The sequence below is a fragment of the Lentiprolixibacter sp. genome (assembly GCF_982873095.1).
Genome location: NZ_CEYNTP010000058.1, coordinates 1 through 12,875, shown reverse-complemented (window position 1 = coordinate 12,875; position 12,875 = coordinate 1). Strand labels below are relative to the sequence as shown.

The window sequence follows — 12,875 nt, the reverse complement described above, 5'->3', positions numbered from 1 at the left end:
AACATCTCTATAAAGCACGGGTTTATGGGCCCTAATTATACCACGGTTTCCGCTTGTGCTTCTTCAGCCAACGCCCTTATCGATGCCTTGAATTACATCCGCCTGGGATACTGTGATGTTGTCGTCACTGGGGGGAGTGAAGCTGCGGTAACCAAAGCAGGAATGGGTGGTTTCAATGCCATGCACGCACTTTCCACCCGCAATGAAAGCCCGGAAACCGCTTCCAGGCCCTTTGACGCTACCCGTGATGGGTTTGTCCTTGGGGAAGGAGCAGGGGCGTTAATCCTGGAAGAATACGAACACGCGAAAGCACGGGGGGCAAAGATCTATGCCGAAGTTGCCGGGGGTGGGCTATCCAGTGATGCTTACCACATGACAGCCCCGCATCCGGATGGTATAGGAGTAGTAAAGGTTATGGAAAATTGCCTTCGGGATGCAGGATTGCAACCCGAGGATGTTGATGCCATTAATACACACGGCACGGCAACACCCCTGGGGGATGTAGCTGAACTCAAGGCCATTTCCCAGGTATTTGGGGACCATGCTCCGAATATCAATATCAATTCAACCAAATCCATGACGGGCCACTTGTTGGGTGCAGCCGGAGCTATTGAAGCCATCGCTTCCATCCTGGCTATGGAACACAACCTGGTACCGCCAACCATCAACCACTCCGTAGTGGACGAAAATATCGATCCAAAATTAAACCTGACCCTTAATAAGGCTCAGGCCCGTGAAGTGAATGTGGCCATGAGCAATACATTTGGATTTGGGGGTCATAATGCCTGTGTCATATTCAGGAAAATTAGTTAAGAGCCACAATGAATATCGCCTCAAAATTTTTTAATTCCCATTCCAAGGAGGATGGGGATTTTTTTTTGGGGATGACAAAAATATTAGGCTTTAAACCCAGGAACCTTAAGATCTATAAAAAGGCCTTCCTCCACAGATCGGCCAACAAAAGAGACAAGAAGGGGAACCCCCTGAATTATGAAAGACTTGAATTTTTGGGGGACTCCATGTTGGGGACCATCATTTCCAAACACCTGTATATGGAAGTCCCGGCAGGAGATGAGGGCTATCTCACCAAGATGAGGTCCAAAATCGTAAGCCGCAAACACCTGAATGAGCTCGGGAAAGACCTAGAACTGATCCGCTATGTGGAAAGCAAGATCCCCAAGGCCCATTTTGGGGACAATATCCACGGTAATGTATTTGAAGCCCTCGTGGGGGCCATTTATCTGGACAGGGGATACAATTATTGTGAAAAGTTTATTTATCAAAGGGTGATTGAGCCCTATGTGGATATTGAGCAATTAGAAGGAAAGGTAATAAGCTATAAAAGCCTGGTAATCGAATGGTGCCAGAAACAGAAAAAAGCCTTTCACTACGATGTCTATGAAGATACGGGGAACGATTCTGTCAAACATTTTTCCGTAAAACTTTCCATCAACGGGAAAGTCAAGGCCAAAGCAAGGGCTACCTCCAAGAAAAAAGCAGAGGAAAAAGCCTCGAAAAGAGCCTTTTACGCGCTTCAGGATCGTATTTCGAAGTAATGTTACGATGAATTACCCTTGCCGCAATCGATTTCGTAGGGCTATTTAGGCCATTCCTCCGGTACTTTATGCGTGGATTTATGTAATAGTCCTATCTTTACCGCCAAAATCTGGACATGATAACACACCGGATTTTAGAGGATTACTTCGAAGAGGCCTTTCGGCTTTTCGCAATTCACAGCAATGCGGAAGATTACGCCATGGCTTTCGCCCTAAATGGGGGTTTAAAGCTTGGTCTTAAGCGTTCCAGCACTGACTTTGATCTGTATCAAAACATTGCCTTTCCCTGTTTTGAATGGAAAGACGAATTGCAGGACATTAACTGGCACCTTCTATGTAATTCAAGCAGCACTGAGGAAGGGGGAAACCTGGGCGACCTCTTTCCCAACGAACCATCTGTGAACCGGCATTATCTGGTGCCGGAGTATAGAGACGCTGATTTCATTTTACGTACCGAGGTGGGGGCAGAGCAGCCTGCAGAAGAAATCATTGCAGCCATTCTCAATATCCCACATGTAATTGCCGTATACGAGATTGACACTGTACGCCTGAAGTCAAAACAAAACCTGATATTCTAGGACATGCCAACCAGTAAAAAAACTAAAATAGTGGCCACATTGGGCCCAGCAACTAACTCTAAGGACATCCTGAGAGACATGATAAAGGCCGGGGTTGATGTCTTCCGCATTAATTTTTCCCATGCAGATTACGATGATGTTGAAAGTCGTATTGCCATGATACGGGAACTCAATGACGAGCTGGGGATATATACAGCCATACTGGCCGACCTGCAGGGCCCCAAGCTCCGGGTAGGGGTTATGGCCGGTGAAGCCGTAGTGTCGCCAGGGGATGAGATAATTTTTGAAACCGGGGAGCCGTTTGAAGGGGATAGTGAGCGGGTATATATGAACTACGATAGCTTCCCAAGGGATGTTAACCCCGGAGAGCGCATTCTGCTCGATGATGGGAAACTGATCTTTGAGATCCTGGAATCTGACCGTGAGAGCAAGGTAAAGGCAAAGGTGATCCAGGGAGGGCCATTGAAATCTAAAAAAGGGGTAAACTTGCCCAATACCAACATTTCACTACCGGCCCTGACAGAAAAAGACATTCAGGATGCCTTATTCGCCATAGGTCAGAAGGTTGACTGGATCGCGCTTTCATTTGTTCGCTACAGCCAGGACCTGATCGACCTGCAAAACCTTATCAAGGACAACTCGGATCATAAAATTCCGATTATCGCCAAAATAGAAAAGCCCGAGGCCGTAAAGAATATAGACAAGATAGTATCCTATTGTGACGGCATGATGGTGGCCCGTGGTGACTTAGGGGTGGAAATCCCGGCACAGGAAGTACCCCTTATTCAGAAAAAACTGGTACTCAGGGCAAAGCGAGCACGGATTCCGGTGATCATCGCAACACAGATGATGGAAACCATGATCACCAGTTTAACCCCAACACGTGCAGAAGTGAACGATGTGGCCAATTCAGTGATGGATGGGGCGGACGCAGTTATGCTTTCAGGGGAGACCTCTGTAGGGAATTATCCGGTACAGGTAATCGAAAAAATGACGAGTATTCTGGGAAGTGTTGAGGGCTCAGACCTGATTAAAGTCCCCCAGGAACCTCCACATATCAGAACCAAACGTTACATCACAAAAACGGTATGCTACCATGCGGCCCTTATGGCGAATGAAATACAGGCGAAAGCCATATCCACACTGACCAATAGTGGCTACACGGCATTTCAAATTTCGGCCTGGAGGCCAAGCGCACATATCCTGGTATTTACCTCAAACAAAAGGATCCTCACCCAATTAAACCTGCTTTGGGGGGTCAAGGCCTTTTATTACGACAAATTTGTCTCTACTGATGAAACTATAGAGGATGTAAATGCGATTGCCTGTAAACAGGGTTGGCTTGAGGTGGGTGATATGCTAATCAGTCTAGCTGCAATGCCTATCAAGAATAAGGGTATGGTCAACACCCTAAGGGTTACCGAAATTGAAACTTGCGCGATCTAAGTCCGTAAAACCAGCTTGTTTGTTGACGCCTTAGGCAACCTCCCTTTCAAAGGCAATAAAGTTAACCACTTTGCCTTTGGTGTCGTAAATGGGTTCCCCTTTGATCCAGCACTTATAAGGGCTGCCGTCTTTGCGGTAGTTCAATACCGTGGCCTCAAACGACTCGCGTTTCGCAATGGCCTGGGAAATGTATTTGGTCGTTTTTTGACAGGTTTCCGGGCCCTGGAAGATTTTGGGTTTCTGACCCACGATCTCTTCCTTTGAATACCCGTTCATCCCAAAAATGTTGTGGGATGCTTTTACGATATTTTGATGGATGTCTGTTACCACTACGATCTGTTCCTTCTCCAGTAAGGCTTCAGCGATATTTTTGATGGACGCCCATTTATTTTCTTCGGCCAGAGATTCAAATGCCGAAAGGTCATTATATAATCCGCAGATTTTTTGATAGTGGGTACCTGACAGATCCCAGGAGAGCAGGGGGAGGCTTTTAAGCCCTATATTTTTGTAAAACTTAGAAGCGGCTTTATCGAAATTGTGCATTTCATGCATAAAAAAACAACTTTTTTGTTCGTTCTGTCTATTTCGTTCGCTATGTGATGAGAAAGTAAATTCGGTGATCAAACTTTCTTTTTCACAGCAATTTTTATTCAATACTATAAAAAGCACCAAAACTGATAAAATATCTGCAAGGGATTAACAGTTTTGTTTAAAAAATCCTCGATAAGCCCCGTACTCAAAGGGAAAAGGATAAACAAAAAAAATAGGTATATAAGGAAAAACTATGGGGTATCAACGATGGTTCCACTTCCGGGAGCACCACTTAAAAGCCCAAAAATCCTCTGAATAAGAGTTCGTTTTAAAACTCAAAACTCAGTTGTACGGATATCCCTTGCTTTTCTTCCTCATGGTCTTTACCTGTATTCAGGTTAGATAAGGTAATCCCAAGCAGGCGCACAGAATTCTCAAGTTTTTCCTGTAGTAAAAGTTTTTTTGCCTCGGTTAGTATGTCCGTTTTCCTATAAATAAAATCATTCAGGGTTTTGCTCCTGGTGTGGAGGCTGAAATCACTGTATTTTATTTTGAGTGTGATGGTTTTCCCGGCCCGCTGATTTTTCTGCAGACGTTTCTCAAGCTCAGCTGCAATATGGGCCAGTCTTTCCGTCATAAAGATTTCACTGCTCAGATTTTCCGAAAATGTCCGTTCTGCCCCTACGCTTTTAGGATCGCGGTTGGTTTTCACAGGAGACAGGTGTATACCGCGAACCACCTGATGATAATGAATCACATTTTTGACAAAATGCCTTTCCAGAAATTCAGGGGATTTGCCTTTCAGGTCCAGCCCGGTGAATATTCCAAGCTTGTACATCTTTTCTGCGGTGACCTTACCCACCCCATAGAACTTTCTTATTTCCAATTGTTCCAGGAAGTCCGATACTTCTTCCGGACCAACTGTCTTTTGTCCGTTTGGTTTGTTGATGTCGCTGGCCACTTTAGCGATAAATTTGTTTATGGAAATACCTGCAGAGGCCCTCAGGCCGAGCTCATCGTAGATTCGGGCTCGTATTTCCTTAGCAATGAGGGTTGCGGAGGGATTGCCTTTTTTGTTTTCCGTCACATCCAGGTAGGCTTCATCCAGGGATAGGGGTTCCACCAGGTCAGTGTATTCCAGGAAGATTTTCCTGATTTTGTGAGACACTTCACGGTAGCGGTCGAACCGGGGTTTAACAAAGATCAGATCAGGGCAGCGCTGTTTTGCAATGAAGCCACTTAAGGCACTTCGCACCCCAAATTGCCGTGCCTCGTAGCTGGCAGCAGAAACCACACCTCGTTTTTCTCCACCGCCTACAGCAATGGGTTTGCCCCTCAATTCGGGGTTATCCAGCTGCTCTACCGAGGCATAAAAAGCATCCATATCCACATGGATTATTTTTCTGATGGGGAGCGAATCGGTCATAAACAAATTTAAAGCTTATCTTCGTTTGGGCAGTGGTTGCAACAGCTCTAAATCCATCATGAGGGAAGTAGAACGAAAGTTTTTGGTACGCTCGGGCGCCTATAAAGATGAGGCCACTACCCACTATTTAATCCAACAAGGATTTCTGAACACGGATCCGGAACGCACAGTTCGCATCCGCATTAAGGACGGACTGGGAAAAATTACTATTAAGGGGATCTCAGATGCCATGGGAGTGAGCCGCTCTGAATGGGAATACGATATCCCAGGAGAAGATGCCCGTAAAATACTGGAGCTCTGCGAGGGGGAGGTAATCGTAAAAAGGAGGTATCTGGTCCCTGTGGGAAAGCACCTTTTTGAGGTGGATGTGTTTGAAGGAAACAATGCCGGGCTTGTGGTCGCGGAAGTAGAACTCGAAAGCCCTGAAGAACCTTTTGAAAAACCCTCCTGGCTCGGACAAGAGGTAACGGGCGACCCAAAATACTACAATGCTCAGCTGAGCCGGGTAAACTACGGGGAATGGTGAGGAATGCACTTATTTTGATAATACTGGGAAGCCTGCTTTTCCTTAGTTGTGAAGTAAGGAAAAAGAGGATTCCGGCGGAAAGCATCGAAAAACCATCGGTGTCTGCGATAAAAGAAGATCTGGTTGCAAAGGGGTTTCAGGTATTCGACTATATAGACGAGGACTCTGGGGACACCGTTTTGATGCAGCAGTATTTTATAGCATTCTTAAAATCCGGACCCAACCGTTCACAAACTAAATCAGAAGCAGACAGTTTACAGGCACTTCACCTCGCCCATTTGGGCCGAATGTACGAGGAAGGTTATGCTGACATATCCGGACCTTTTGGGGATGACGGAGAGATAAGGGGCATAACCATTTACAATACGCCAACACTGGAAATGGCTGATAGCCTGGCTAATATGGACCCTATGGTGAAAGCAGGCCGGCTCGTAATAGAAATTCACCCCTGGTGGGCCGCCAAGGGGTTCGGGCTTAGGTAATGTAATCCAGGATAGCGAGCTTTCTACAAAGCGTTTCTGAACTGCTCCAGGAAGCGGAGGTCGTTCTCACTCAACAGCCGAATGTCCGAAATCTGATGGAGTAACAGGGCAATTCGGTCTATACCCATTCCAAAGGCAAAACCGGTATATTCCTTTGAATCTATCCCGCAATTATCAAGCACATTGGGATCCACCATACCACAACCCATGATCTCGAGCCAGCCGGTACCTTTGGTCATCCGGTAATCCGTTTCGGTTTCCAGTCCCCAGTAAACATCCACTTCGGCACTGGGCTCTGTAAATGGGAAATAAGAAGGGCGCAACCTTATCCTGGATTTACCAAATAATTCCTGCGTGAAATATTGCAGGGTTTGTTTAAGGTCAGCAAAGGAAACATTGTGGTCTATATACAGGCCTTCTACCTGATGGAAGAAGCAATGCGAGCGCGCAGATATCGCTTCATTCCTGTAGACCCTGCCCGGGGAGATCGTACGAATAGGGGGTTTGTGTTTTTCCATGTAGCGCACCTGAACAGAAGAGGTGTGGGTACGCAGTAAGATATCCGGATTGGTCTGCACAAAAAAGGTGTCCTGCATGTCCCGTGCCGGATGATGCTCTGGCAGGTTCAATGCGGTGAAATTATGCCAGTCGTCTTCTATTTCCGGACCTTCAGAGACATTGAACCCTATGCGTGAAAAGATTTCAATGATCTGATTCTTAACAATAGAAATAGGGTGCCTTGCCCCGAGTTCCATGCGCTCTGCGGGACGGGTGAGGTCGCCATACTTTTGTGTCGTTTTCTGCTGTTTGCCTAGATTGTCCTTCAGGGTATTTACCCGTTCAGTGGCCTTATTTTTCAGCAGGTTGATGGTCTGACCAAAATCTTTCTTCTGCTCCGGGGGAATGGACTTAAAGGCGGCAAAATATTGATTCAGCACGCCTTTCTTGCCCAAATATTTGATTCGGAAGTCCTCTACGGCTTCAAGGTTATCCGCAGAAAACTGTTCTACTTCGGCGATATGTTCTTTTAGTTCCTCTATCATGCTGTGCTCCATGATCAATAGCCTTTATTCAGGGCCTTTCCCAAAATTCAAAGGTCAAAGTTAACACAATTCTCATATTTCCTTGTCGGGCTCACCTACAAAAAAGCAAAGCGGAGCAGTAGAACCTAATGTTTATTTTGCTCACGGATCCACCGTACGCATTCGTCAAAGGTCTCGAATATGTGCTCCGGGGGAACGAGGTCAGGGATGATATCGATCCGCTCCATCATGTAGCGGGGCTGATCCAGTACATCTACGAAAAGGACCATCACCTTTTTTTTACGCAATTCCTGCAAGACCTCTTCCATGGCATACAGGCCAGACTGGTCCATATACTGGGTTCTGCCCAATCGGATGATCACTGCTTTTGCAGTATCAGGGATTTGTTTGGAAAGCGCAAGGAAATCGCTGGTAGAGCCAAAGAAAAGCGGGCCTTTCAGGTGTTTGATGAATACTTCTTCCTTTAAGGCCGATGGGAAGTTCTTTTCATCAGCCCAGGCCACTTCACGGGACAATGATTTAACATCTGACCGCTTTTTGGTAAGGTCACCGATTCGTTTCATGAACATCAAAGAAGCGATCACAAGTCCGATACCCACCGCATAAACCAGGTTCCAGAAAGTGGAAAGAATCAGGACTACCAGCATTATGATTACTTCTGAACTCAATTTTACCGGCCCCAGGGTGATGTCCTTTGGCAGGCTAGGGATCGCCCTGAGCCCCTTGTAATCCATCACGGCAATACCCACTCTGATAAGTATTCCGGCCAGTACCGCTGCGGGGATTTTTGAGGCGATCGGGCCCATGGCCAGCAGAATAATCAATAGCAATACCCCGGAAATCATTCCGGAAAGGCGTGTTTTACCACCAGAATTGATATTCACCACTGTGCGGATGGTTGCCCCGGCTCCCGGGATACCACCAAATAGGGCTGCTATACTGTTACCAATGCCCTGGCCTACCAATTCCTTGTTGGGGTTGTGTTTGGTTTTGGTCATATTGTCTGCTACCACGGAGGTAAGCAATGAATCAATAGCACCCAACAATGCCAGCGTTAATGAAGTAAAAACAAAGGGGGTTATGACACTTACCTTGAATTGTGTAAATATTTCCAAATTAGGTACGGGGAATCCTTCCGGAATTTGTTCGATGGTCCTGTAATCCAGGTTAAATCCATAGGCAACTCCGGAGACAACGATCAGGGCTACCAGCGTGCTGGGGACTGCCTTCGTGATGCGTTTGAATCCATAAATAATGAAGATGGTTGACAGCGCAAGTATGAGCTCCAGCCAGTTTAAGTTTTCCAGTGCCCTGGGCAATACTTTAATGGCTCCCATAACACCGGAAGCCTCTTCTGCTGCAAGCGTCCGTGCTTCTTCTGCAATGGTTTCCTGGGTGATTTCACTTGCCCTGGAGATGGTTTCTTCAAAATCTTCGAGTACCAGGATACCTTCTCCCGCTTCTTCCCTGAGGATATTTTCGAGGATGAGCGCTTCCGCCAGGGGTTTAAAAGGTTCTACCCATTTTTCGTCTTCTTTGGGGTAATACCCCAGGGCGGGTAATATCTGCGTTACCAGGATAATTACCCCTATGGCCGTCATAAATCCAGAAACCACCGGATAGGGGATATAGCGGATGTATCGGCCAATCCCTAAAAGGCCAAGCCCTATCTGGAACAACCCGGCCAACAGGAAAACCAGCAAAATCGCCGGGAGGGCTTTTTCAACACTGCCGTCATAAATACCGATGATACTGGCAATGACTACCATGCTTACCGCGGTCATCGGGGCTGTTGGCCCCGAAATTTGCGTTGGGGTGCCCCCGAATATGGCTGCAAAAAAACTAATGAAAATAGCGCCGTAGAGTCCGGCACTTGGACCTAAGCCAGAAGACACCCCAAAAGCGAGTGCTAGGGGAAGTGCTACTATACCTGCTGTAATCCCCCCCAAAAGGTCTCCCCTGAAGTTGGTTAAGAATCTGGACAATGGTTAAGGTTGTTGTTCTGTATCCAAAATACGTTTTTTTATGTGAAAAAAAGCCCCTGATCTCAAAATCAGGGGCTTTTTAACAAGATTAGGCAAAGACTAATCATAGAACGTTACTCCTCCTGTGGTAATATCATACATGGCACCAACGATTCGGATTTCTCCATTTTCTTCCATTTCGCGGAGCACCGGACTTTTAGTACGGATATCTTCGAGGGTAAGGTTTACGTTCATCTCAGCAACCCGATCCACAAAATCCAGGTTTTTTGAATTTCTCATCTGTGGATCCTCAGGTTGCTTTACTGCGAGCACGGCAGGCCTTATTTTACCTAATAGCGTAGTAAGATTACCGAGCTTGGCATTGTCACAGGCTCCTTTGACGGCCCCGCAACTGGTATGGCCAAGTACCACTATTACTTTAGTTCCGGCCAGCTTGCAGGCGAATTCCATACTGCCCAAAAGATCTTCATTAACGATATTACCTGCCACACGGGCACTGAAAATATCTCCTACGCCCTGATCAAAAACCAGTTCAGCGGATACCCTGGAATCTATACAGCTTAAAATAGTGGCAAAGGGGTATTGCCCTGTTGTGGTCTGCGCTACCTGTTGCATCAGGTCGCGCTCTGCCTTCTTATTTTCCCTGAACCTCGCATTACCTTCTTTGAGGAGGGCTATGGCTCCATCCGGAGAAATGCGTGCCTGGGATTCATGAGTTTGTGCGTTCATAATTAATTAGATTGGATTGTTGGACTAAGCGGGTTTTTTTCTCCATCGGAAAAATTCAATGTAGCTTCCGGGATTCTCTACTTCTCCCCATTCGGAGATCAGGAGGATATCGATATGACGATTCCTCGCCTTTTCTCCAAAATCTTCAAGGATCTCGATGATATCATTGTCCAGGTACCTTGTATTCCGGACATCCAATTGAAGATAAGAATTTTCCGGGATAGCATCCAGTTCCTTCAGGATAGCCCCCTTGTTAAAAAACGTCACTTCTTCTGCCAGGGTCATTTTAAGTTTGTGCTTGCCGTTACTTTTGTCTTCAATATGCAGGAAGTGAGAGTTTTGATAACTCTTTATGAGAATTACCACGATACCAACACCCAGGCCAAGGCCAATTCCCACCAGAAGATCTGTAAAGATGATCCCCAGTACCGTAACGGTGAAAGGAACAAATTGCTTCCAGCCCAGGCGATACATTTGTTTAAACAGCGCAGGCTTCGCCAGTTTATATCCTACAATAAACAGTACTGCTGCCAGTACAGAAAGGGGGATCATGTTCAGGAGTGTCGGGATCAATATCACAGAAATCAACAAGAAAAATCCGTGAATGATCGCGGACATCTTTGTTTTTCCACCTGACTGCACATTGGCTGAACTTCGTACGATAACCTGGGTTATGGGAAGGCCGCCGATCAATCCTGAAATGATGTTTCCTGTACCCTGTGCCAGAAGTTCGCGGTTGGTTGGGGTGACCCGTTTCTCGGGATCAAGCTTGTCAGTGGCTTCCACACAGAGTAAGGTTTCCAGGCTGGCCACGAGGGCAATCGTAAATGCAGTCACCCAGATTTCAGTGTTGAAAATACCTCCAAAGTTGGGAAAGCTGAATTGTCCCAAAAAGGAATCAATGTCGCCGGGTACAGGAACACTTACCAGATGATCTGATGAAATTCCCCAAAAGGCATTGTCCCGAGTTACCGCAAAGTAGATGATCCCAAGTATAACAGCAACCAAAGGCCCCTGTATCAACCTGAATATCCTGGCTTTTTTAGTAAGCACCCGATCCCATAAAATAAGGATCCCAAGACCTACTACCGCAATTAAAGTAGCACCCGGGCTGATGTAACGAAAGGTGGTAAAGATGTCAGTAAAGGTGTTCCCTCCATCCTGAATAAAGGAAAAATCCCCTTCCGGAGTAGCGTCATAGCCAAAGAAATGCGGAATTTGTTTCAGGATAATAATGATCCCGATACCGGTGAGCATCCCCTTAATCACTGAAGAAGGGAAGTAGTAGCCAATTACACCAGCTTTTAATACCCCGAATAGCAGCTGTATAACGCCACCGAGCACTACGGCCAAAAGGAAATTTTCAAAACTGCCCAGGGTGCCAATGGCGGTAAGGACAATTGCAGCCAGTCCGGCAGCCGGACCACTAACTCCGATATGGGAGCCGCTAAGTAACCCCACTACTATGCCTCCTACTATTCCGGCAATTAGACCCGAAAATAAAGGGGCGCCACTGGCAAGGGCAATTCCGAGACATAAGGGTAATGCCACGAAAAACACCACAATACTTGAAGGCAGATCGTTTTTTAAATACTTGAACATAACAAAAAGGTGTTTCACCCCGATAAGGACCGCTACCAAGGTGGGTTGAAATTTATTTTAAATCAGATAAGGTGGATTACACCTTATGTTCAGGAGGGGGTAATGGGATTTCCAGATAATGGTCAGATAGGCTGGGCAGAGGACCCAGGGCATAAGACCTTGTGTTTTTTAAAGTGGTGAAGGCCCAGGAATCTGAAGATTCCTGCACAATTTTTTCTTCGCTGGTGTCTTTTTTGCCTTGTTCCTGCTGTTCCTCTTCATTCTGGTTGAGGGAAATGAACACCCTGTCCTCTGTGTTCGCGAGTGAGATCACAGGGGGTGCAAATACGGCAAACAGCCATATAAATAGCAGTACAAAAATGGATTTTGTGCAGTACATTCCTAAACCGTTCCAGACAAATATAAGATTCTGAACGAATTGGAGGGTACAGTAAACTTAAAAATCTTTCAGCAAACGCACCGTATTTTGAGGCACCCAGCCCACCTGCCCGTCGGAAAGCTGGATCTTTTTCCAGGTGTCAAAGGTTTCCAGGACATTTACTTTGGTGCCTTCATGAAGGGTAAAAGCCACTTCGCTGCGATTGTTGGGCTCAGCCTTTACATTGATTTCCTGGGCGAAAATAATTGCGGGTTGGTCTGCCTTGTAATCCTGATGGCGAAGAAAAGCGAAAAGCACAAATATTACTGCAAGCGCTATGGCAACCAGACTGCTGATAAAGGCGATTCTTTTGTGCGTTGGGTATCTGAAATAATAAAACAGGATATACGCCAGGACAAAGATCAATACAAATATTACTCCTAAATAGGCCCAGCCATCGAAAGTAAAGATCCCGGCAATACGGTTATAAAATCGGGCAAGTGTGGTTTCCGGCAAGGGGTTTATAGCATCAAGGGTCATGTTCTGGGCATAGACCAGATTATTCTTGATTTCTGTGTCGTTTGGGGAGAGGAGGAGGGCTTTTTCGTAATAA

General features: G+C 46.2%; 14 protein-coding genes. 6 read left to right on the top strand and 8 right to left on the bottom strand.

All coding sequences use genetic code 11. The features are described 5' to 3' along the window. From AC4E7D_RS05430 to pyk, 4 genes are all read left to right on the top strand, one after another. Positions 1–813 (top strand): beta-ketoacyl-[acyl-carrier-protein] synthase family protein (locus AC4E7D_RS05430; RefSeq protein ID WP_490172795.1); only part of this gene is annotated, 813 nt, incomplete at its 5' end. Between the two features lie 8 nt (positions 814–821). Continuing rightward, a complete protein-coding gene (gene rnc, locus AC4E7D_RS05425; protein WP_490172794.1) occupies positions 822–1,556 on the top strand; it encodes a ribonuclease III in 735 nt (244 codons plus the stop codon). A 116-nt stretch (positions 1,557–1,672) separates the two neighbouring features. Continuing rightward, positions 1,673–2,134, top strand: coding sequence for an IPExxxVDY family protein (locus tag AC4E7D_RS05420; protein WP_490172793.1), 462 nt, complete (start codon positions 1,673–1,675; stop codon positions 2,132–2,134). A 3-nt stretch (positions 2,135–2,137) separates the two neighbouring features. After that, entirely contained in the window at positions 2,138–3,580 is a 1,443-nt protein-coding gene (gene pyk, locus AC4E7D_RS05415; RefSeq protein ID WP_490172792.1) for a pyruvate kinase, read from the top strand. A gap of 30 nt (positions 3,581–3,610) precedes the next feature. On the opposite strand, the gene AC4E7D_RS05410 is transcribed toward pyk, so the two are convergent. Next, positions 3,611–4,132, bottom strand: coding sequence for a PAS domain S-box protein (locus tag AC4E7D_RS05410; RefSeq protein WP_490172791.1), 522 nt, complete (start codon positions 4,130–4,132; stop codon positions 3,611–3,613). Between the two features lie 307 nt (positions 4,133–4,439). Beyond that, the gene (gene dinB / locus AC4E7D_RS05405; RefSeq protein ID WP_490172790.1) at positions 4,440–5,537 is read right to left on the bottom strand and encodes a DNA polymerase IV; all 1,098 of its coding nucleotides are present in this window, start codon (positions 5,535–5,537) and stop codon (positions 4,440–4,442) included. 58 nt (positions 5,538–5,595) lie between these two features. On the opposite strand from dinB, the gene AC4E7D_RS05400 reads away from it, so the two are divergent. Together AC4E7D_RS05400 and AC4E7D_RS05395 are read left to right on the top strand one after the other, a co-directional pair. Continuing rightward, positions 5,596–6,063: a CYTH domain-containing protein gene (locus AC4E7D_RS05400; protein WP_490172789.1), complete on the top strand. Its 468-nt coding sequence runs from the start codon at positions 5,596–5,598 to the stop codon at positions 6,061–6,063. Then, a complete protein-coding gene (locus AC4E7D_RS05395; RefSeq protein ID WP_490172788.1) occupies positions 6,057–6,545 on the top strand; it encodes a YciI family protein in 489 nt (162 codons plus the stop codon). Before AC4E7D_RS05400 ends, AC4E7D_RS05395 begins: the two co-directional genes overlap by 7 nt. Before the next feature lie 23 nt (positions 6,546–6,568). Here the strand turns inward: AC4E7D_RS05395 and pheS are convergent, their stop codons facing one another. The 6 genes from pheS to AC4E7D_RS05365 form a co-directional block, all read right to left on the bottom strand. Continuing rightward, on the bottom strand, positions 6,569–7,588 hold the full coding sequence (gene pheS / locus AC4E7D_RS05390) for a phenylalanine--tRNA ligase subunit alpha (RefSeq protein ID WP_490172796.1): 1,020 nt from the start codon (positions 7,586–7,588) through the stop codon (positions 6,569–6,571). 125 nt (positions 7,589–7,713) lie between these two features. Beyond that, entirely contained in the window at positions 7,714–9,573 is a 1,860-nt protein-coding gene (locus AC4E7D_RS05385) for a SulP family inorganic anion transporter (RefSeq protein WP_490172787.1), read from the bottom strand. Positions 9,574–9,672: 99 nt separating this feature from the next. Beyond that, positions 9,673–10,302, bottom strand: a complete 630-nt coding sequence (locus tag AC4E7D_RS05380; protein WP_490172786.1) for a carbonic anhydrase family protein — start codon at positions 10,300–10,302, stop codon at positions 9,673–9,675. Between the two features lie 24 nt (positions 10,303–10,326). Further along, on the bottom strand, positions 10,327–11,904 hold the full coding sequence (locus tag AC4E7D_RS05375) for a SulP family inorganic anion transporter (RefSeq protein ID WP_490172785.1): 1,578 nt from the start codon (positions 11,902–11,904) through the stop codon (positions 10,327–10,329). A 76-nt stretch (positions 11,905–11,980) separates the two neighbouring features. Beyond that, entirely contained in the window at positions 11,981–12,283 is a 303-nt protein-coding gene (locus AC4E7D_RS05370; protein WP_490172784.1) for a hypothetical protein, read from the bottom strand. Between the two features lie 57 nt (positions 12,284–12,340). Then, positions 12,341–12,875: SH3 domain-containing protein (locus AC4E7D_RS05365; protein ID WP_490172783.1), on the bottom strand; the 535-nt coding region annotated here is incomplete at its 5' end.

Excerpts from the sequence above, each read along its gene's own strand:
- rnc (WP_490172794.1), top strand. The coding sequence starts at position 822 with ATGAATATCGCCTCAAAATTTTTTAATTCCCATTCCAAGGAGGATGGG.
- AC4E7D_RS05420 (WP_490172793.1), top strand. The coding sequence starts at position 1,673 with ATGATAACACACCGGATTTTAGAGGATTACTTCGAAGAGGCCTTTCGG.
- pyk (WP_490172792.1), top strand. The coding sequence starts at position 2,138 with ATGCCAACCAGTAAAAAAACTAAAATAGTGGCCACATTGGGCCCAGCA.
- AC4E7D_RS05410 (WP_490172791.1), bottom strand. The coding sequence starts at position 4,132 with ATGCATGAAATGCACAATTTCGATAAAGCCGCTTCTAAGTTTTACAAA.
- dinB (WP_490172790.1), bottom strand. The coding sequence starts at position 5,537 with ATGACCGATTCGCTCCCCATCAGAAAAATAATCCATGTGGATATGGAT.
- AC4E7D_RS05400 (WP_490172789.1), top strand. The coding sequence starts at position 5,596 with ATGAGGGAAGTAGAACGAAAGTTTTTGGTACGCTCGGGCGCCTATAAA.
- AC4E7D_RS05395 (WP_490172788.1), top strand. The coding sequence starts at position 6,057 with ATGGTGAGGAATGCACTTATTTTGATAATACTGGGAAGCCTGCTTTTC.
- pheS (WP_490172796.1), bottom strand. The coding sequence starts at position 7,588 with ATGATAGAGGAACTAAAAGAACATATCGCCGAAGTAGAACAGTTTTCT.
- AC4E7D_RS05380 (WP_490172786.1), bottom strand. The coding sequence starts at position 10,302 with ATGAACGCACAAACTCATGAATCCCAGGCACGCATTTCTCCGGATGGA.
- AC4E7D_RS05375 (WP_490172785.1), bottom strand. The coding sequence starts at position 11,904 with ATGTTCAAGTATTTAAAAAACGATCTGCCTTCAAGTATTGTGGTGTTT.
- AC4E7D_RS05370 (WP_490172784.1), bottom strand. The coding sequence starts at position 12,283 with ATGTACTGCACAAAATCCATTTTTGTACTGCTATTTATATGGCTGTTT.